The 19,793-nt window shown below is 55.1% G+C and carries 17 protein-coding genes and 1 pseudogene; 11 read left to right on the top strand and 7 right to left on the bottom strand.

The genetic code is table 11. The annotated features are described in order from the left end of the window. Window positions 1-110: 110 nt before the first annotated feature. The 6 genes from rstA to AC6I8B_RS10380 all read left to right on the top strand — a co-directional run bounded on the left by rstA (window position 111) and on the right by AC6I8B_RS10380 (window position 5,415). Entirely contained in the window at window positions 111-836 is a 726-nt protein-coding gene (rstA, locus tag AC6I8B_RS10355; protein WP_010244666.1) for a two-component system response regulator RstA, read from the top strand. Next, the gene (gene rstB / locus AC6I8B_RS10360) at window positions 833-2,134 is read left to right on the top strand and encodes a two-component system sensor histidine kinase RstB (protein WP_010244663.1); all 1,302 of its coding nucleotides are present in this window, start codon (window positions 833-835) and stop codon (window positions 2,132-2,134) included. The genes rstA and rstB overlap by 4 nt, the downstream gene beginning before the upstream one ends. 19 nt (window positions 2,135-2,153) lie before the next feature. Next, the gene (locus AC6I8B_RS10365) at window positions 2,154-3,641 is read left to right on the top strand and encodes a carboxypeptidase M32 (protein ID WP_332837840.1); all 1,488 of its coding nucleotides are present in this window, start codon (window positions 2,154-2,156) and stop codon (window positions 3,639-3,641) included. A 159-nt stretch (window positions 3,642-3,800) separates the two neighbouring features. Further along, window positions 3,801-4,328, top strand: a complete 528-nt coding sequence (asr, locus tag AC6I8B_RS10370; protein WP_064704288.1) for an acid resistance repetitive basic protein Asr — start codon at window positions 3,801-3,803, stop codon at window positions 4,326-4,328. Window positions 4,329-4,409: 81 nt separating this feature from the next. Beyond that, the gene (gene ydgU / locus AC6I8B_RS10375; RefSeq protein ID WP_010244657.1) at window positions 4,410-4,490 is read left to right on the top strand and encodes a small membrane protein YdgU; all 81 of its coding nucleotides are present in this window, start codon (window positions 4,410-4,412) and stop codon (window positions 4,488-4,490) included. 115 nt (window positions 4,491-4,605) lie between these two features. After that, window positions 4,606-5,415, top strand: a complete 810-nt coding sequence (locus AC6I8B_RS10380; RefSeq protein WP_010670211.1) for a trypsin-like serine peptidase — start codon at window positions 4,606-4,608, stop codon at window positions 5,413-5,415. 58 nt (window positions 5,416-5,473) lie between these two features. Here AC6I8B_RS10380 and hrpA read toward each other — a convergent pair whose 3' ends face one another. Further along, window positions 5,474-9,376: an ATP-dependent RNA helicase HrpA gene (gene hrpA / locus AC6I8B_RS10385; RefSeq protein WP_157352229.1), complete on the bottom strand. Its 3,903-nt coding sequence runs from the start codon at window positions 9,374-9,376 to the stop codon at window positions 5,474-5,476. A gap of 257 nt (window positions 9,377-9,633) precedes the next feature. Here hrpA and azoR point away from each other — a divergent pair, with 257 nt between their 5' ends. After that, window positions 9,634-10,233 carry an FMN-dependent NADH-azoreductase gene (gene azoR / locus AC6I8B_RS10390; protein ID WP_010244651.1) on the top strand — a complete coding sequence of 200 codons (600 nt, stop codon included), beginning with the start codon at window positions 9,634-9,636 and terminating at the stop codon, window positions 10,231-10,233. A 64-nt stretch (window positions 10,234-10,297) separates the two neighbouring features. Here the strand turns inward: azoR and AC6I8B_RS10395 are convergent, their stop codons facing one another. From AC6I8B_RS10395 to AC6I8B_RS10405, 3 genes are read right to left on the bottom strand one after another with little or no spacing between them, the layout of a single operon-like run. After that, window positions 10,298-10,636 (bottom strand): YdbL family probable chaperone protein, encoded by a 339-nt coding sequence (locus AC6I8B_RS10395; RefSeq protein WP_033779117.1) that lies wholly within the window; start codon window positions 10,634-10,636, stop codon window positions 10,298-10,300. A gap of 11 nt (window positions 10,637-10,647) precedes the next feature. Beyond that, window positions 10,648-10,836, bottom strand: coding sequence for a YnbE family lipoprotein (locus AC6I8B_RS10400; RefSeq protein WP_009090058.1), 189 nt, complete (start codon window positions 10,834-10,836; stop codon window positions 10,648-10,650). Beyond that, window positions 10,833-13,463, bottom strand: a complete 2,631-nt coding sequence (locus AC6I8B_RS10405) for a YdbH family protein (RefSeq protein ID WP_157352232.1) — start codon at window positions 13,461-13,463, stop codon at window positions 10,833-10,835. Before AC6I8B_RS10405 ends, AC6I8B_RS10400 begins: the two co-directional genes overlap by 4 nt. 146 nt (window positions 13,464-13,609) lie before the next feature. On the opposite strand from AC6I8B_RS10405, the gene AC6I8B_RS10410 reads away from it, so the two are divergent. Continuing rightward, window positions 13,610-14,602: a 2-hydroxyacid dehydrogenase gene (locus AC6I8B_RS10410; protein WP_157352235.1), complete on the top strand. Its 993-nt coding sequence runs from the start codon at window positions 13,610-13,612 to the stop codon at window positions 14,600-14,602. A 31-nt stretch (window positions 14,603-14,633) separates the two neighbouring features. Here AC6I8B_RS10410 and AC6I8B_RS10415 read toward each other — a convergent pair whose 3' ends face one another. Further along, on the bottom strand, window positions 14,634-14,909 hold the full coding sequence (locus tag AC6I8B_RS10415; protein ID WP_003853763.1) for a putative hemolysin: 276 nt from the start codon (window positions 14,907-14,909) through the stop codon (window positions 14,634-14,636). A 184-nt stretch (window positions 14,910-15,093) separates the two neighbouring features. Here AC6I8B_RS10415 and AC6I8B_RS10420 point away from each other — a divergent pair, with 184 nt between their 5' ends. From AC6I8B_RS10420 to ttcA, 3 genes are all read left to right on the top strand, one after another. After that, a complete protein-coding gene (locus tag AC6I8B_RS10420; RefSeq protein WP_010244641.1) occupies window positions 15,094-15,750 on the top strand; it encodes an MgtC/SapB family protein in 657 nt (218 codons plus the stop codon). Between the two features lie 213 nt (window positions 15,751-15,963). Continuing rightward, window positions 15,964-16,224, top strand: a complete 261-nt coding sequence (locus AC6I8B_RS10425; protein WP_022625602.1) for a hypothetical protein — start codon at window positions 15,964-15,966, stop codon at window positions 16,222-16,224. A gap of 1,154 nt (window positions 16,225-17,378) precedes the next feature. Then, window positions 17,379-18,314: a tRNA 2-thiocytidine(32) synthetase TtcA gene (gene ttcA, locus AC6I8B_RS10430; protein ID WP_157352240.1), complete on the top strand. Its 936-nt coding sequence runs from the start codon at window positions 17,379-17,381 to the stop codon at window positions 18,312-18,314. A gap of 87 nt (window positions 18,315-18,401) precedes the next feature. On the opposite strand, the pseudogene ynaL reads toward ttcA, so the two are convergent. After that, window positions 18,402-18,506: pseudogene (gene ynaL / locus AC6I8B_RS10435) on the bottom strand (proline-rich small protein YnaL); the annotation flags it as partial. Window positions 18,507-18,800: 294 nt separating this feature from the next. Then, window positions 18,801-19,784, bottom strand: coding sequence for a zinc transporter ZntB (gene zntB, locus AC6I8B_RS10440; RefSeq protein ID WP_010244630.1), 984 nt, complete (start codon window positions 19,782-19,784; stop codon window positions 18,801-18,803). Window positions 19,785-19,793: the final 9 nt, after the last annotated feature.

Raw genomic sequence — 19,793 nt, forward strand, 5'->3', positions numbered from 1 at the left:
CATTTTGCCGGTTATATACCAGCAAGCCACGGATATTTCGTGCGGTAACGTAGAGCTCAGGACCAGGAAAAGATATGCTTCCGTCCATCCCTGTCTCTGCTTTGTGAACTATGAACAAAATTGTTTATGTAGAAGATGAACCCGAAGTGGGCTCACTGATTGCGGCCTATCTGGGTCGTCATGATATTGAGGTGATTGTCGAGATGCGCGGCGACCGTGCTGAAGCGGTCATTGCCGAACAGCAGCCCGATCTGGTGATGCTGGATATCATGTTGCCAGGCAAAGATGGCATGACTATCTGCCGTGACCTGCGGGCCAACTGGCAGGGGCCGATCGTGCTGCTCACCTCACTGGACAGCGACATGAACCATATTCTGGCCCTGGAGATGGGTGCGCAGGATTACATTCTGAAAACCACGCCGCCGGCGGTACTGCTGGCCCGCCTGCGCCTTCATCTGCGTCAGTCGCAGCAGGGACAGCCGGACGATGCGCCCAGCGCACCCGCCGCCAACCGTATGCTGCGTTTTGGCTCGCTGACCATCGATGCGCTGAACCGCCAGGTCACGCTGTTTGACGAGCAGATTGCCCTTTCCACCGCAGATTTCGATCTGCTGTGGGTACTCGCCAGCCATGCAGGCCAGACGCTTAACCGTGATGCGCTGCTGAAAACGTTGCGCGGGGTCAGCTATGACGGCCTTGACCGCAGCATCGACGTGGCCATCTCCCGGTTGCGCAAAAAGCTGCACGACAGCGCCACCGAGCCGTTCCGCATTAAAACCATTCGTAACAAAGGCTATCTGTTTGCGCCCCAGGCCTGGGATACCCGCGGACTATGAGAAAGCTTTTTATTCAGTTTTATCTGCTGCTGTTTGTCTGCTTTCTGGTGATGGCGCTGCTGGTGGGGCTGGTCTACAAGTTCACCGCTGAACGTGCGGGCCGCCAGTCAATGAATGACCTGATGGCCAGTTCGCTCTACCTGATCCGCAGCGAACTGCGCGAGATCCCGCCGCGTGACTGGAATAAAACCATCAAGAGTCTCGATCTCGGCCTGTCGTTCGACCTGCACATCGAGCCGATGAATAAATATCAGCTTGATGAAGGCAACATGCGTCGGTTGCGCGCCGGAGAGATCGTGGCGCTCGACGATCAATACACCTTTTTGCAGCACATTCCGCGCAGCCACTACGTGTTGTCAGTCGGGCCGATTCCCTATCTCTTCTATCTGCATCAGATGCGACTGCTGGATATTGCCCTGCTGATCTTTATAGGGATGTCACTGGCGCTGCCGGTGTTTATCTGGCTGCGCCCCCACTGGCAGGAGATGCAGCGACTGGAAAAAGCGGCTCAGCGCTTTGGCCGTGGCGAGCTGGACGTGCGCACCCATTTCGACAGCACCTCCAGCCTGTTCCGGCTCGGCATCGCCTTTAACCAGATGGCTGAGAATATCAATACGCTGGTCGCCAGTAAGAAGCAGTTGATTGACGGTATTGCGCATGAGTTACGCACTCCGCTGGTGCGCCTGCGTTACCGGCTGGAGATGAGCGACAACCTCACGGATGGCGAACGGGTGGCGCTGAATCGCGATATCGGCCAGCTCGAAAGCCTGATTGAGGAGCTGCTGACCTATGCGCGTCTTGATCGGCCGCGCGTCGATCTCAATCTGAAAACACTGGATTTGGCCAACTGGCTGCGCGAACGGCTTGACGATTTCCGCACTATCAATCCCGACGTGCGGCTCGACCTTGAGCTGCCGCAGCGTGAAAACATCGGCATTTCTGATACCCGCCTGATGGAGCGGGTACTGGATAACCTGGTCAACAATGCACTGCGTTATGCGCAACAGCGGCTGCGCGTCAGTTTGTGGTTCGACGGTCCGATAGGATGTCTGCAGGTGGAAGATGACGGTCCCGGCATTCCGCCTGAAGAGCGTGAGCGGGTTTTCGAACCCTTTGTCCGGCTGGACCCCAGCCGCGATCGCGCTACAGGCGGCTGCGGACTGGGACTTGCGATTGTGCACTCTATTGCCCAGGCGCTGAGCGGCAATGTGACTATTGAATCCAGTCCGCTGGGCGGCGCCAGCGTTCGCTTTTGCTGGCCGGTTGATCTAACCTTGCGGGAAATTCCGCTGCGTTAAAAACCACAAGGAGTCTTACGTGACCTCAGCGTATCAACAACTTACCAAGACGTTCCAGCGCCTTTCCCGTTTCAGCCACGTCACGGCCATCGCCGGATGTGACATGCAAACCACCATGCCGCCGGGCGGCAGTCAGGCGCGTGGTGAAGCGCTGGCCGAAATGAGCGTGTTGCAGCACCAGATCCTCACTGCCCCTCAGGTTGGTGAGTGGCTCAGGGCCGCAGAGCAGCAGTCACTCAACGATGTTGAGCGGGCCAATCTCAACGAGATGCAGCGCGCTTACCAGCAGGCCACCCTGCTGCCTGATGATTTTGTTGAAGCCAAATCAATCGCCGGTTCGGTATGTGAACATGCATGGCGCACTCAGCGTCCCGCCAACGACTGGCAGGGCTTCGCCGCCAATCTCAAAGAGGTGGTGCGTCTGAGCCGCGAAGAGGCCCAGCGCCGCGCCGACGCCACTGGCTGCTCGCGTTACGATGCGCTGCTGGATCTTTATGAACCGGGGATGACCCGCGCCCGGCTGGATGAAACCTTTGGCGAACTGAAAACCTGGCTGCCCGATCTGTTACAGCAGGTCGTGGAAAAACAGGCGCAACAGACTGTTGTCACGCCGCAGGGACCGTTCGCCCTGCCTGCTCAGCGTCAGCTCGGCCTGAGCATCATGGAAACGCTGGGTTTCGACTTTAACCATGGCCGGCTGGATATCAGTGCGCATCCCTTCTGCGGTGGCGTGCCGGAAGATGTGCGCATTACCACCCGTTACAACGAGAATGAGTTTCTCAGCGCCCTGATGGGCGTGATCCACGAAACCGGCCACGCCCGCTATGAGCAAAATCTGCCGCAGCAGTGGCGCGGGCAGCCGGTGGCGCTGGCGCGCTCCACCGCTATCCACGAATCACAAAGCCTGTTTATGGAGATGCAGCTTGGTCGCAGCCGCGAATTCCTGCAGCACATTCTGCCGCAGGTCATCGCCACCTTTGGCGACCAGCCTGCCCTGCAGGCGGATAATTTTGTACGCCTGACCCAGCAGGTCAAGCCTGGCCTGATCCGGGTTGACGCCGATGAGCTCAGCTATCCGGCGCATGTCATTCTGCGTTATGAAATCGAGCAGGCCCTGATTGAAGGTGAGATTGAGGTTGAGGATATTCCGGCGCTGTGGGATGAGAAAATGATGCAGTCGCTGGGTCTGGATACCCGGGGTAACTACCGCGATGGCTGTATGCAGGATATCCACTGGACCGACGGCGCCTTTGGCTACTTCCCGACCTATACGCTGGGCGCGATGTACGCCGCACAGCTATTCCGCTCGGTACATCTTGCGATTCCTCAGCTCAGCGAGCTGATTCAGCACGGTGAGCTGCAGCCGGTATTCGACTGGCTGCAACAGAACATCTGGCAGCACGGCAGCCGTTTCTCCACCGACCAGCTACTGATCAACGCCACCGGCGAAGCGCTGAATCCGGCTTTCTTCCGCCAGCACCTTGAACAACGTTACCTGAATAGCTAAGCTCTCGGGCGGTCTGCTGACCGCCCTTTCCCGCCTTTGTACAATCGGTTACACGCCGATACCAAACACCCACGGACACCGTTCATTGATATCCCTATAGTCTCTTCACCGGCCCCGCAGTGGGCTACACATGAAAAAATAGTCTTCGAGGGATTTGCAATGAAAAAATTATTTGCACTGGTTGTCGCCGCTGCTATGGGTATGTCTTCTGTTGCTTTCGCTGCTGACACCACAGCTGCTCCAGCTGCTGCGCCAGCCGCAACAACCACTACTACCGCTGCAGCACCGGCTAAAACCGTTCACAAAACTGCGCACAAGAAACACCATAAAGCGGCTCAGAAAGCGCAGGCTGCTAAGAAACACCACAAAAAAGCTGTGAAAAAAGATGCCGCGCAGAAAGCGCAGGCTGCTAAAAAAGTTCACCACAAAAAAGTAGCTAAACCTGCTGCACAGAAAGCCCAGGCCGCTAAAAAAGTTCACCACAAAAAAGCCACTAAACCAGCTGCTCAGAAAGCCCAGGCCGCTAAAAAAGTTCACCACAAAAAAGCCACTCAGCCAGCCGCTCAGAAAGCCCAGGCTGCTAAAAAAGTTCACCACAAAAAAGTAGCTAAACCAGCTGCACAGAAAGCTCAGGCTGCTAAAAAAGTTCACCACAAAAAAGTTGTGAAACCAGCAGCTAAAAACTAAGGTCGCCTTCAGCGCACGGCCACGAGATGATGATTAAAAACACCCGGTTCTGCCGGGTGTTTCTTTACTGGAGTGGATGATATGGTGCGTCGCTATCGCTTCGAAATTATTCTGCTGGTGATGATCCTGTGTGGCATTGTTGCAGCAAGCTTTTTTGTTTAACCGCTGTAGCGTACTGATTAACCAATAAAACTCCCTTTTTCAACGCTCACCGACTATAGTTACCGTACTTACGTAATAACAATAACGTTAATTTTTTCTCGCCATTGAGATTTCTATGCGCCTGGCTACCCTGTTAATGGTTGGACTCTTCAGCTTTGCCACCACGGTTCATGCCGATGATGACGATGACTCGCCTACTCCTGCTGAAATTAAGATGCTGTTTTTCGGTAAGGATCATCGCCAGGCAATCACCGATATTACCGCTGCCCCCTGGGATGCCATTGGTCAGTTGGAAACCGAAAGCGGCAACCTCTGTACTGCCACACTCATCTCTCCGCATCTGGCGCTGACCGCCGGACACTGCCTCCTTGCCCCGCCGGGTAATTTCGATAAGCCGGTTGCGCTGCGATTTATGGCCAGCGATAAAGGCTGGCGCTACGAGCTTCATGATATTGATGCGCGGGTTGAACCCTCGCTGGCGTCAAAGTTAAAAGCGGATGGTGAAGGCTGGATCGTGCCGAGCAGTGCAGCCCCCTATGATTACGGCATCGTGATTTTACGCAATCCGCCCTCAGCGATTACGCCTATTCCGCTGTTCGATGGCTCACGCAGCGATCTCACTGCGGCGCTGAAGCTGACCGGACGCAAAGTGACGCAGGCGGGCTATCCGGCTGATCATCTGGACACGCTTTACTCCCACAGCGATTGCCTGATTACCGGCTGGGCGCAGCGCGCCGTGCTGTCGCATCAGTGTGACACCCTGCCAGGTGACAGTGGTTCGCCACTGCTGCTCAACAGCGATAAAGGCTGGCAGTTAATCGCGGTACAAAGCTCAGCACCGGCTGCGAAAGATCGCTACCTGGCTGATAACCGTGCGATTTCGGTCACCTCGTTTAAAGATAAGCTGGAATCCCTCGCGCAGTAGTCCGCACTCTCACTCCCCATCATCGGATGCGCGCCTGTTACGGCGCGCATCCCGGCGTTTAACCCGCTATCTGCTCCATCATCTGCAGAATACGCTTATCTGAGATGGGATAAGGCGTACCCAGCTGCTGAGCAAAATAGCTGATTCGCAGCTCTTCGATCATCCAGCGGATGCTCTGCACCTCTTCATCATCCTGACGCTGCGGCGGCAACTTGTTGCGCCACGCCTGATAAGCCTGCTCCACTGCCTGCACTTTTAACATCCGCGCACGATCGCTGTGCGGATCGGCAGGCAGTTTTTCCAGTCGGCGCTCAATCCCATGCAGATAACGCAGCGTATCGGCCAGTCGCTGCCAGCCGTTGCCTGTGACAAAGCCGCGATAAACCAGGCCACTTAACTGCGCTTTGATGTCAGATAACGCCAGCGCCATGGTCATATCGACCCGACCCTTCAGACGCTTATTGATGTTGAAGACTGCCGTCAGGATCTGCTCGACCTGCTTCGCGATGGTCACCACGGTTTCATTGAGTTCGCCGCGCACTTTGTCACGCAACTGCTCAAACGAGGTTTGATCCCAGGCCGGACCGCCCGCTTCCCCCATCAGCTTGTCGATGCCACAGGCGATGCAGTCGTCAATCAGCTCCAGCACTTTGCCATAAGGGTTAAAGTAGAGTCCGAGCTTGGCTTTGTTCGGCAACTTCTCGTGCAGATACTTAACCGGTGACGGCACATTCAGCAGCAGCAGGCGACGCTGACCGCGCCACATCATTTTTTGCTGCTCCTGCTCGCTGTCAAACAGGCGAATGGCGACGCTCTCTTTCTCGTCCACCAGCGCAGGCCAGGCTTTAACCTGGTAGCTGCCGCGTTTCTGTTCATAACTGCGTGGCAGATCGCCAAAACTCCAGATATGCAGCCCGCTCTGCTCCAGCCCGTCATCCGCCACTTTCGACAGCGTTTCCTGCACTTTGTCTTTCAGCTGTGCCTTAAGCGCAGTGAGATCTTTGCCTTCCAGCAGTTTACGGTTGTGCTCGTCGACTACCCGGAACGTCATTTTCAGATGATCGGGCACCTGTTCCCACTGCCAGCTTTCCCGCTCCAGCGTGACGCCGGTCATGCGGCGAAATTCCCGCGCCAGCGCATCAGGCAGCGGCATCTCCATCGCTTTCACCCTTCCCAAGAACGCCTCGGCATAGTTGGGCGCAGGCACCAGGTTACGGCGCAGCGGCTTAGGCAGCGACTTAATCAGTGCGATGATCAGTTCACGGCGTACACCGGGGATCTGCCACTCAAAACCGCTATCCTCTACCTGGTTCAGCAGCGGCAGCGGAATATGTACCGTCACGCCATCCGCATCTGCGCCAGGCTCAAACTGATAACTCAGCTTAAGTTTGAGGTTGCCCTGATGCCAGAAGTTGGGGTAGTCGAGCTGACTGACTTTATCCGCACCCTCTTTGATCAGCATCTGTTTGTCGAAATTCAGCAGTTCTGCGTTTTCGCGACTGGCCTGTTTCCACCAGCTGTCGAAATGCTTCGCTGAGACCACCTCTTTGCCAATGCGCTGGTCATAAAAAGCAAACAGTGTTTCGTCATCGACCAGAATGTCGCGACGACGGGATTTGTGTTCCAGATCTTCCACTTCGCTGCGCAGCTTCTGGTTTGCGCGGAAGAAGGCGTGCCGGGTCTGCCAGTCGCCCTCCACCAGCGCGTGACGAATAAACAGTTCACGGCTCAGGGTGGGATCGATGCTGCCATAGTTAACTTTACGGGCGGCGACAATCGGCAGGCCATAGAGCGTGACTTTTTCGGTGGCCATCACCGCGCCCTGCGATTTCTCCCAGTGCGGTTCACTGTAGCTGCGCTTGATCAGATGCTGTGCCAGCGGCTCAATCCACTCCGGTTCAATACGGCCCGCCGTGCGGCCCCACAGGCGGCTGGTCTCGACCAGTTCCGCCACCATGGTCCACTTCGGCGGCTTTTTAAACAGCCCGGAGCCAGGGAAGATCGCGAAGCGGGTATTGCGCGCGCCGGTATACTCCTGCTTATCGGTGTCTTTCTGCCCGATATGCGACAGCAGACCACTTAACAGCGCGCAGTGGACAGGCTGCAGCTCAGCCGGTTCACTGTTAACCGGAATGCCCAGTTCACGCACCACCTGCCGCAGCTGGGTGTAGATATCCTGCCATTCCCGCACGCGCAGATAGTTAAGGAAATCGCTTTTGCACTGGCGGCGGAAAACATTACCGGACAGCGCTTTCTGCTGCTCTGCCAGGTAGTTCCAGAGATTCACATAGGCGAGGAAGTCGGAGTCTTTGTCGGCAAAGCGCCGGTGCTTCTCATCGGACGCCTGCTTTTTATCTGCCGGACGCTCACGCGGGTCCTGAATCGACAGGCCTGCGGTGATAATCATCACTTCGCGCACGCAGCCAAATTTCTGCGCTTCCAGCACCATCCGCGCCAAGCGGGGATCCACCGGCAGCTGCGCCAGCTGACGCCCGGAACCGGTAAGCTTATAGTGACCGGTCTCTTCGTTCAGGGTCAGCGCGCCCAGCTCTTCCAGCAGGCGGACGCCATCCTGGATATTGCGCTTATCGGGCGCTTCCACAAACGGGAAGGCGGCGATATCGCCGAGGCCCAGCGAGGTCATCTGCAGGATGACTGACGCCAGGTTGGTGCGCAGGATTTCAGGATCGGTAAAGGCCGGACGACTCAGGAAGTCATCTTCTGCGTAGAGACGGATACAGATACCGTCTGAAACACGGCCGCAACGCCCTTTACGCTGGTTGGCAGACGCCTGTGATATCGGTTCAATCGGCAGGCGCTGCACTTTGGTACGGAAACTGTAACGACTGATACGCGCCGTACCGGGATCGATCACATATTTAATCCCAGGCACCGTCAGCGAGGTTTCCGCGACGTTGGTCGCCAGCACGATACGACGGCCACTGTGCGACTGAAACACCCGGTTCTGTTCAGCGTTCGACAGCCGTGCATAGAGCGGCAGCACTTCGGTGTGTGGCAGATCGCGTTTGTTCAGCGCGTCGGCGGTATCACGTATTTCACGCTCACCACTCATGAAGATCAGGATATCGCCCCGACTTTCCCGGCCCAGCTCATCTACGGCATCAAAAATCGCCTGCAGCTGGTCACGATCGCCATCATCCGCCTCTTCGATCACCGGCCGATAGCGCACTTCAACCGGATAGGTCCGGCCTGAGACTTCAATCACCGGCGCATTATTGAAATGACGCGAGAAACGCTGTGGATCGATGGTGGCGGAAGTGATAATCACTTTCAGATCGGGGCGACGCGGCAGCAGCTCACGCAGATAACCGAGCAGGAAATCGATATTCAGGCTGCGTTCGTGCGCTTCATCAATAATGATGGTGTCATATTGCATCAGCAGACGATCCTGCTGGATCTCCGCCAGCAGAATTCCGTCGGTCATCAGTTTAATCTGCGTCAGGTCACTGACCTGGTCGTTAAACCGTACTTTATAGCCCACGCAGCCGCCCAGCGAAGTGCTGAGCTCATCGGCAATGCGATTCGCCACGGTACGTGCGGCCAGACGGCGCGGCTGCGTATGACCAATCAGACCCGTCACACCACGTCCCAGCGCCAGACAGATTTTCGGCAGCTGCGTGGTTTTACCCGAGCCGGTTTCACCGGCGACAATCACTACCTGGTGATCGCGAATCGCCTCAGCAATATCCTGCTGCTTCTGACTGACCGGCAGATTGTCCGGGAAGGTAATGGCTGGCGTGGCCGCACGGCGCTGGGCCACGCGCTGCTCGGCAGCGATAAAGTCCTGCTCAAGCTCGCTGGCAATGCCCTGCTGTGCCTCGGGATTTTTAGCTTTTCTGGCACCCTGTAAACGGCGCTGTAACCGCTGGCGATCGCGCAGCATTACACCCTCGAGGCGTGACCAGAGCGCTGCCAGTGGGGAAGTATCGGGAGATGACATAATAGTGACGTACCTTACTCAGACGGTGTCGCTGCCTGAAGCAGCGCCCTGCAAGCCGGGATAACCAGCTGATTCAATAAAAATAATTGCGCGCATCATAGCACATTCTGAACTGTTCCGGCGGCTGGCCCTGGTTACGCTCATTCAATAAATTCGAACATGGGTCTCGAAATATTGCGCTTTCACCGCGCCATCGATAACCGTAGAGTGTAAACCATTGAGCGGAAAGTCTTCCGCGTAACAGACAGGAAACCACCATGAGCAAAGTTTTAGTTCTGAAATCAAGCATTCTTGCAGGCTACTCACAATCAAGCCAGCTCGCTGACTTCTACATCGAACAGGCAAAGGCCCAGGGTAAAGAGGTTACCGTACGTGACCTGGCGGCTAACCCGATCCCGGTACTGGATGGCGAGTTAGTGGGTGCAATGCGTCCCTCTGATACCCCGCTGTCACCTCGTCAGCAGGAGGCTCTGGACCTGTCTGATGAACTGATTGCAGAACTGCAGGCTCATGATGAAGTGGTGATTGCCGCGCCAATGTACAACTTCAACATCCCGACGCAACTGAAAAACTATTTCGACCTGATTGCCCGTGCTGGCGTGACGTTCCGCTACACCGAAGCAGGCCCGGAAGGTCTGGTTAAAGGCAAAACGGCAGTCGTTATCTCCAGCCGTGGCGGCATTCATAAAGATACCCCTACTGACCTGCTGACCCCTTACGTCAAGCTGTTCCTGGGCTTCATCGGCATCACTGACGTTGAGTTCGTGTTTGCTGAAGGCATCGCTTACGGTCCGGAAGTGGCCAGCAAAGCGACCGCTGAAGCGAAAGACGCTATCAAGCAGATCGTGACGGCATAAGTCTCACTCATCTCAGGATGACGCTTTAAAAGACCGGGCCATGCGCCCGGTTTTTTTTCGCCGGTTACTGACTGCTTTCTGCCGCTTTTCTCAGCCACTGACCGTTAATGCCGCGCACATATTCCCCCGCTGCCGCACGGCTCACCAGCTTCTGTCCGGCAATACTGGCGACATCGGCCGTGGAGAGATTATTCTGTTCTGCCAGTCGCTGATACTCCTGCTGACGTCCGGCATTAATACGCTGCACCAGTGCCAGCGTTTCACTATCCTGCGCACGTGCCGCCAGATAGCCGGAGAGCGTTTCACCTGCCCGCCCCGATTGCCGCGCCTGATCCAGCGTCAGTGCCCAGGCAGGCTGCGCCATCGTCAGGGCGAGGAACAGCACCGCGCTTATGCGTTTCATCGTTGCTCTCCTCAGAACAGACCGCTCTGGTTTTTCAATAGCGCTTCCACGTCTTTATCGACTTTGATGTGGATCTCATGTTCGATTTTCACGTTCATGTTGATGGTGATGGGATCTTTAGGTGCCGTGACTTCAATGCGCGGCACGCAGCCGATGCTCAGCAGTCCGGCCGCCAGAACCAGTAGTGCCCTCAGGCTCATGGTGAAGTGTCCTTGTTGGATGGCAAATTCGCATGTTGCTCTAACCAGGATTGCAAATTATCGCCAAAGCGCAGGCTGCGCCAGAGCTGAAACAGGTTTTCCTGATGATGATAGTTGAGATTAACCGTCTGACGACGGTTACTGAACTGGCTGACGCCCTGCACCTGCGCCTCCATGGTGAGGTCGCCAAGATTATCCAGATTGATCGTGGCCCAGCTGCGGGAGACTTCCATATAGCGTAACCAGTCCAGCGCGGCGCCCGTCGCCACGTTATTGCGGGTAATCGCATCCGCCATATCTTTATCCAGCCGGAAGGTCAGCGGACCGCTGTTGGCAATCCACCCTTTCTCCACCAGCCAGTGTGGATTATTGAGCCACAGCGGCAGCTCACCGTTGACCTTGCCCGACATGGCAAACTGTTTAGGTTTCAGCGCCGTCACCAGCTCGCTGAGGCTGATATTGCGCAGCGACACCCGGGCTGGCTCATGCTGCGGCATGCGCAAAGCGGGCAGCGTAATTTGTCCGCCCAGCAGATCAAGGCTGACATCCTGCAACGTCAGCGGCGCCTGTTCGGACCACGGCCAGTTACCCTGCAGGTCAGCGCGAATATTCTGCATCGCAAACTGGTTCTTAACCTCGGCAATGCGCAGTGATACCGGGCCATGCTGACCAAATTGCCATTGCTGCTCATGGAATCTGAACGGCAGCGAGAAGTCGATACCGTTAACCTGGCTGTCAGGCGTCCAGATGCTGCCCTGTTTTACCGTCCAGTGGCCTCCCGCCTGGAAACCCTGTTCACTTGCGGCGGAAAAAGCGACCTGTGCCTGCAAACGGCCGCCCTGGATCTGCATTTTCATGTCGGGGCTGAGCAACGGCTGAAACACCGTCAGCGACTGTGCCGGCCACCAGGCCTGGCCGCGCAGCCGTTCGCCATCCCAGCGGCCGTTAACCCGCAGCGGGCCAACCTTGCCCGCCTGTAAACTGCCTCGCCAGATAAAATAGCCGGGATCACGACCTTCAGCCTCAAAGTCGAGCGTGGAGTCTGCCAGATGTCCGCCATAGCTGAAGCGGGTCTCTCCTGCCTGCAGGCGGAAATGCCCATTGAACGCCGGATGCGCCGCATCGCGCTGCCAGTTTACCGGTTTAGTCAGTGTCAGACGCGGTTTTGCAACGTTGACACTGCCATACGCCAGCTGATTAAAACCGGTGGACAAGGTATCCAGATGGATCAGGGTGTCGTGCCAGCCGCCCGTGCCTTTAACATCCCAGCGCGCCTGCAGCGGCAGCATCTCGCCACCTCCCCAGTAGCGCCAGTTCCATTCGCCCTTATCGGGCCAGAAATCATTGGCGCGGCCATCGAGATGCAACCGGAAGCGGCCAAAACTGGCATCGTGCGCATTCAGAATGGCCTGCAGGCGTCCATCAATACCCTGCGAGGAGAGTCGTACGCCCGCCAGCGGCCAGCGCGCTTCGTCCACTTCCAGCGTTGACAGCAACCGGCCCCGCAGGCGCAGCAGCGATTTAGGTTGCAGCACCAGTTGAGGATCGAGGATCGAGCCGCTGAGCACGCCCGGAATGGAGCCGTAAAGTTGCAGGTCGGCCAGCTTGCTTTCGCCCGTTAGCTGAAACGGCAGGTTGCTGTTGGTCAGGCTGAGGTTGCCGGGACCGACGCCGAGCACCACGTTGCCCTTGCCGCCGCGTCCCTGGGTCAGCAGGTTAACGCGACCGCTAATCTGGCTACTTTCAAGGCCAGACTGCCAGTTATCCAGCGTCAGGTTAACAAACCCTGATAGCGGCTGAGCCTCCAGCGGCCAGAAGTATTCGCCCTTTTCAATCCGAATCTGATCGCGGCTGATCTGCCACGGCAGTCTGAGAAGCGGCCTGGTCACTTCGGCCATTGCCACGCGTAGCTCGCCCTGCTGCTGCTGCCAGTTAAGCGTCAGCTTCAGGGGATGCGGCAGCGCGTCCAGCGCCAGCTGTCCGGTCACCTCGCCGTTCACCGGCAGATCAGTGGCAAAGGTGGGTAACGCCAGATGACCACTCAGCGTGACGGGTTCAGGAAGTGCAGGATGGGTGAGCGTCAGGCGACTGATAGCGAGCTGCTGACCGGTCAGCGTTGCCGCCAGCTGCAGATTATCGCCCTGATAACTGAGTTGCTGACGATCTTTTTCCAGCGTCAGATCCAGCGCGCCCGCATACGTCTGCCACGGCGTAACAATTAATTTGCCCAGATGAACGTCGGCGCCAGGCAGCATTGCCTGCCATTCGGCCAGCGTTTTGGGGGCTGCCTTGCTGCCATCACTGGCCGGTAATTTTTGCAGGCAGGTGCTATCCAGCGTCAGCTCTGACGCATTCAGTTTCCAGCGCGACTGATGCCAGCCCAGTGACACTCCCTTTACCGTTGCCAGGGAGCAATCCCCTGCGAGATAACGAAGTTGTGGCAACCACAGGCCACCCTCCCGCCAGCGCGGTGCGCCCGACAGCTCAATGCGGGTATCTTCAGGTAGCCAGATGCCGACCAGCCGCGGCAGCCATTGCGTGACAGTCAAGATCAGGCCGAGCAGCAGCAGAATCAGCGCCAGAATGGCGGCCAGCCGTCGCCGGAACATCCGTGGCATAAAAGCCATAATCCTTTTCCCTACAGTATCCTGACAACGATGATGGCATGTAATCTGCCAGAGGTGAAGGTCTGCGCCGGACACAAGTCAGCTGTTTCAGCAAAGTCAGTCAGAAAACGTTATCCTTGCTCTATCACCTCTGCAGGAGCACAACGATGAAAATCGCGGTTTACAGCACCAAACATTACGATCAGAAATACCTTGAGCAGGTCAATCAGCAGTTCGGCTTTGAACTGGTGTTTTTTGACTTTTTACTCTCTGAAAGCACCGCCAAAACCGCTGTGGGTTGCGATGCTGTCTGTATCTTTGTAAACGATGACGGCAGCCGCCCGGTGCTGGAAGAGCTGACCGGGCTGGGTGTGAAATACATCGCGTTGCGCTGCGCCGGTTTCAATAATGTTGATCTGGCTGCTGCAAAAGAGCTGGGTCTGGAAGTGGTGCGCGTGCCGGCCTACTCACCGGAAGCGGTCGCTGAACATACTATCGGCCTGATGATGACCCTGAATCGCCGTATTCATCGCGCTTATCAGCGTACCCGTGACGCAAACTTTTCGCTCGACGGCCTGACCGGTTTTAACATGCATAACAAAACCGCGGGTGTTATCGGTACCGGTAAAATCGGGATCGCGACGATGCGGATTCTGAAAGGTTTTGGTATGCGGCTGCTGGCGTATGATCCCTACCCGAGTGAGCAGGCGCTGGAACTGGGCGCGGAATATGTTGATCTGAAGACGCTGTTTGCTGAATCCCACGTCATTACCCTGCACTGTCCGCTGACGCCGGAGAATCATCATCTGCTCAACGCCGATGCGTTTAAACAGATGCGTGATGGGGTGATGGTTATCAACACCAGTCGGGGTGGTCTGATTGATTCACAGGCGGCGATTGACGCGCTGAAACAGCAGAAAATCGGCGCGCTCGGCATGGATGTTTATGAGAATGAACGTGATCTGTTCTTTGAAGATAAGTCGAATGATGTGATTCAGGACGATGTGTTCCGCCGTCTGTCGGCGTGCCATAACGTGTTGTTCACCGGCCATCAGGCGTTTTTAACCGCCGAAGCGCTGACCGCCATTTCTGAAACGACACTGAATAATCTCAGCCAGCTCGACCGGGGTGAAAACTGCCCGAACCGACTCTCTGCCTGACTGTGCGGGCCGGAGCAATCCGGCCTGATCATCAGCGCGCGCAATTCCCGCCAATTAACGCCTGCTCATCACACCGACGTCCATTGACTAACTGACACATCCCCACTCTTGAGCCATCCAGCTGATGCGAAAATGCCAGCGTTCCGCCCGCATTCGAACAGGTGCTTTCTGCCAGGGAAGACATCACCACCCGTGGCTGGATGTGGGCGGCGGTGGCTTGTTGCGGTGGCTCGTTATCATCACTGTTGCTGCTGCAGGCAGAGAGTAATAATGCGGCACCGGCCAGCAAAAAAGTGGCTGCTTTCATCAGTCGGACTCCGGGAAGTGGGGGAAAAGGCTGGCTCAGCATATGTCAGGCAGCACAACGGGTCGAGAGGTGAAACAGCTTTTTACAAAATTCTCCGGCGTCATTTGCAAGCAGAATTATCTTGTTTACCTGTTATCGCTGAACTGTCACCCTTTTTCGGCCCTTATTAATTCGGAGTAAAGCCATGTTAATGGATATGTTAATTCGCATAGCGCTGGCCGGTATTCTCGGCGGCCTGATCGGCATGGAGCGCCAGATGCGGGCCAAAGAAGCGGGACTGCGTACCCATATTCTGGTCGGTATCGGCAGTGCGATGTTTATGCTGGTATCGAAATATGGCTTCGCCGATATGCTCAATAGTGACCATGTGGCACTGGATCCCAGCCGTATTGCTGCCCAGGTAGTCAGCGGCATGGGTTTCCTTGGCGCAGGCACCATTATGATTCAGAAGCAGGTGGTGAAAGGCTTAACCACGGCGGCGGGATTATGGGTGACTGCGGCGATTGGTCTGGTGATTGGTAGCGGCATGTATGAGATAGGCATTTATGGCACAGTGCTGGCACTGGTGGTGCTGGAAGTCTTCCGCCGCCTGAGCCATTTTCTCATCGGTAAACATCATACGCTGCTGGTTTTTCTTAAGCCCAAAAGTGTGCCACTGGTGCTGCTGGTCATGCAGCGGGAAGGCATTCGCTATGGCAATGTGACGGTGATTAATCGGGATGAGGAGAGTGGTCTGTGTGAGCTCAGTGTTCAGGTGACGCTGTCCCGCAAGTCAAACGATGCTCACCTCTACGATAAGGTCATGGAGATCAAAGGAGTTCAGTCGCTGGAGATGATGTAAATTCCTTTCCATAAAGATCATTCCTGCTGAACACAGGCCGGTCAGCGCCAGGACGTTGCAGAAGGGAGTTATCGGTACGCACTGCCTTCTGCCCTTTGCATCAGATTCATCTATTATCATAATCATGCAGCCTGACCTGAGATATAGAGCCCGCCGGGAATTAATGTCATAATCCGTGATTGTTTATTAAGGTAACCATTTATCCGGTGAAAAATGCGCCAGAACTCTGACCATCGTGACGAAACCCTGTCCGCTTCTGTACGTAAAAGTAGCTGGCCGGTACTAAGCATGCTTATCTTTACGCTGATTGCGGGCGCTATGGCCATCATGATGATCCTGGATCATCGTAATTCCGTAAATAATGCGCTTGAGACCGGACAGTGTCTGGTGGGGGAAGGCGCTGAAAGTTTGCTGGAAATGCTCAGACATTTTTTACATCATGCTTATCGCTGGATTTTTAAAGCCTGTGGCTAGCAATAATAAATTCAGTGCAGCAGGAAATGCAGCAATCCGTGTCGGTTTACCAGCAACAAAACGCCGCAATACATGACTGCAACATAGCAGAGTAAAAAGAGTATCAGCGTCAATATAAATCGGACACCATAATTTTTTATATCGTGAGTGTTTACCGGATGTCTCATCGAATTTAAAGTTTGCTCCGTCCTTATTCACATATATAGCCAGCAATTTAACGATTTGTTACGCTGCCCGCATTACCATGATGTGCGGAACGATGAAGTCACAGCAAGTATCTCAGGAAAAACAGTTATGAGTGTAAAAATTAAAGCCGCCCTTTTTAACTTTCACATTCACTTTAATGGCTTTAATTTCACCCGTCTGCTTTGAAAAGCAACAGCTTTGGACGTGGCGATATCTGCCAGTAAAATCGATTCAGATTTAATAGGATACAAAAAACACTGATGCCTGTGCATCTTACGTATTCCCAATTATAACCCGGCAGTGTCAACGCATATTCAACAGCAGCGTTTTTCAGATTCAGGCGTTAATGAAATTAACAGTGCATCAGGATATTTAACTCCCTGCGAATTTATAGCAACAATTCGAAGGAAATTCTCAAATCAGATAAGCATAAAAAGAACGCCGTTTATGCATGATTGATTAATAGCGGTGCATGCTCTTTTTTTTATTAACTGGTCGCTCTGATGAAATATCTGTTAATTATCTCAATCATTTTTATGACTGCGGGTTGTGCGGCAAAAAAAGAGAATGCGCGGGCTGATGCTTACCAGGCATCATTGCCATCCTGTTCTGCGCACAATGATGAAATCGATTGCCAGTGGAAAGATGTCCCAGCCAGCTGACATCGCATAGTTGAACTCTGTTCGTGTTGTCTCAGCCCGCAATTTTTGGGTAATGACCTGTTAAGGCCTGCCCTCTTTTTTCACTGAGTACCGCCGCATCGATTTATGTCGCTGCTCCCTTAACGAGTAGTCTCTGCCGGATTCCCCGGGCGGCTATCCGCTGATTACTTCACTCCAGTACTGGCATTCGCGGCAACAATCCGTACCATACGCTGCATATTCGTGACACCGCAGTGAAGTGTCTGGCTGAACGCGCACGGCAATTTGCCCTTTAGCTACGCTTTCTGGATTTTGAGATAGGTAAAAATGCAAGAAAATCAAACGGTTGACAAGAAAGAACAGTACAACCTTAATAAACTGCAAAAACGTCTGCGTCGTAACGTTGGCGAAGCCATTGCAGATTTTAATATGATTGAAGAAGGCGACCGCATCATGGTCTGCCTGTCGGGCGGCAAAGACAGCTACACCATGCTGGAAATTTTGCGCAGTCTGCAAAAAAGCGCGCCGGTCAACTTCAGTCTGATTGCCGTTAATCTCGACCAGAAACAGCCGGGCTTCCCTGAGCATATCCTGCCGGAATATCTTGAGTCGCAGGGCGTTGAGTATCGGATTATCGAAGAAGATACCTACTCCATCGTCAAAGATAAGATCCCGGAAGGCAAAACCACCTGCTCACTCTGCTCGCGCCTGCGCCGTGGCATTCTCTATCGCGTCGCGACTGAGCTGGGCTGTACTAAAATTGCGCTGGGCCACCATCGCGATGACATTCTGCAGACGCTGTTCCTGAACATGTTTTACGGCGGAAAAATGAAAGGCATGCCGCCAAAGCTGATGAGCGACGATGGCAAGCAGATTGTGATCCGTCCGCTGGCTTACTGCCGCGAGAAAGATATCATCCGCTTCTCAGAAGCGCGTCAGTTCCCGATTATTCCGTGTAACCTCTGCGGTTCTCAGCCGAACCTGCAGCGTCAGGTGGTGGCTGATATGCTGCGAGACTGGGATAAGCGCTATCCTGGCCGTATCGAAACCATGTTCAGCGCGATGCAGAATGTGGTGCCGTCACATATGGCGGATATCAACCTGTTCGATTTTAAAGGCATTAAGCACGGCGATGCGGTGGTTGATGGCGGAGATCTCGCTTTTGACCGGGAAACCCTGCCGCTACAGCCTGTTGGCTGGCGGGCTGATGAAGAGGATACCCCGGATACCAGCGCCCGTCTGGATGTGATTCAGATTAAATGAGTGCTGAAAAGGTTAAGGGCGTGCTGCTGGCAGCACGCCCTTTTTTTATATGTTGCGGTGCGGTGGTGGATCCATTATCGGCGGAAATTCCGGATCAGTCGGCGGATCAGGCTGGGGTTGTGGCTGAGGAATAGGCTCAGGAATCGGGATCGGATCCGTGGGGATAGGCTCGCTGTTAAAAATCGCGCTCATGCCGTACTCCTTTTGTTGCGAATGGATTTTAAGCTTAGGTAAGGAACGGCGTTACAGCCAGGCGGGCAAAAAAAAAGCCGGCACACGGGCCGGCATGTTTCGAATTAAATGTGCTATGCATTAATTCTAAATTAGGAAGTAAGACAATATGGAGCGCAACGCCCATCGCTTGACGTTGCATTCACCTGCGGGAGAGAGTTTGCGTCAGCAGCGACAATGGGTTCTTGATGTCGATCAGCTTTTGCGTCCTTTACGGGATTTTCAGCGCAGATAACCGATACGCTACGCATAACGCTAGAGCCAGCGCCGTTTGCGCAGGTACCCCGCTACCCCCACGGCCAGCGCCACCAGCAGCAGACAGAAGATAGAGAAACCGTATCGCCATTCGCCACCCGGAATACCGCCCAGGTTGACGCCAAACAGGCCGGTCAGGAAGGTGGCTGGCAGAAAAATCATCGCCATCAGTGACATGGTATAGGTACGGCGGTTCATCGACTCCGCCATCGCAGAAGCAACCTCATCAGCCAGAATCGCGGTACGCGCCACCCCCGCATCCAGATCATCCAGCCCGCGTCCCAGCCGATCGGCGATTTCCTGCATCCGGCGGCGTTCGGTGTCATCCATCCAGGCCAGTTTTTCACTGGCCAGCCGCGCATAGACATCCCGCTGCGGTGCCATATACCGCCGCATCACAATCAGCTGTTTGCGCAGCAGGCCGAGTTCGCCTCGTGCCGGCATCCGCTGGTCAAGCAGCGCATCTTCCAGCTCAATGATTTTGTCATGTAAATCTTCGATAAACTCGCTGGTGTGATCGGTCAGGGCATCACAGATATCGACCAGCCAGCTGCCGCAGTCAATCGGGCCGTTACCATTCTGCAAATCCGTGAGGACTTCATCGACGGCAGAAACTTTACGCCGCCGGGTCGAGACGATGAGCTTATCGTTGATAAACACCCGCATCACCACCAGCTGGTCGCGACGCGCATCGCTGTTGTGGTTGACGCTGCGCAGCACGATCATAAAGCCGTCGCCCAGCCGGCTGACGCGTGGACGCATACTGTCGCCCGCTAAGGCGTCACGCACGGCATCAGGAATTTGTGTCGTCGACTGCAGCCATTCCGCGCTCTTACGGTGGGTATAGTTCAGATGGAGCCAGCAGGGCTGCTCACACTGGATGACTTCATCTTCAGCAATCGGGATCATCCCGCCCTTGCCATCCAGCTGGCAGGAAATTATGGCATCTGAAACCTGTAACGCTTTTCCTTCAATTACGTCCACACCGTCGCC

Source organism: Pantoea sp. X-Soil-ISGK-285 (assembly GCF_059730815.1).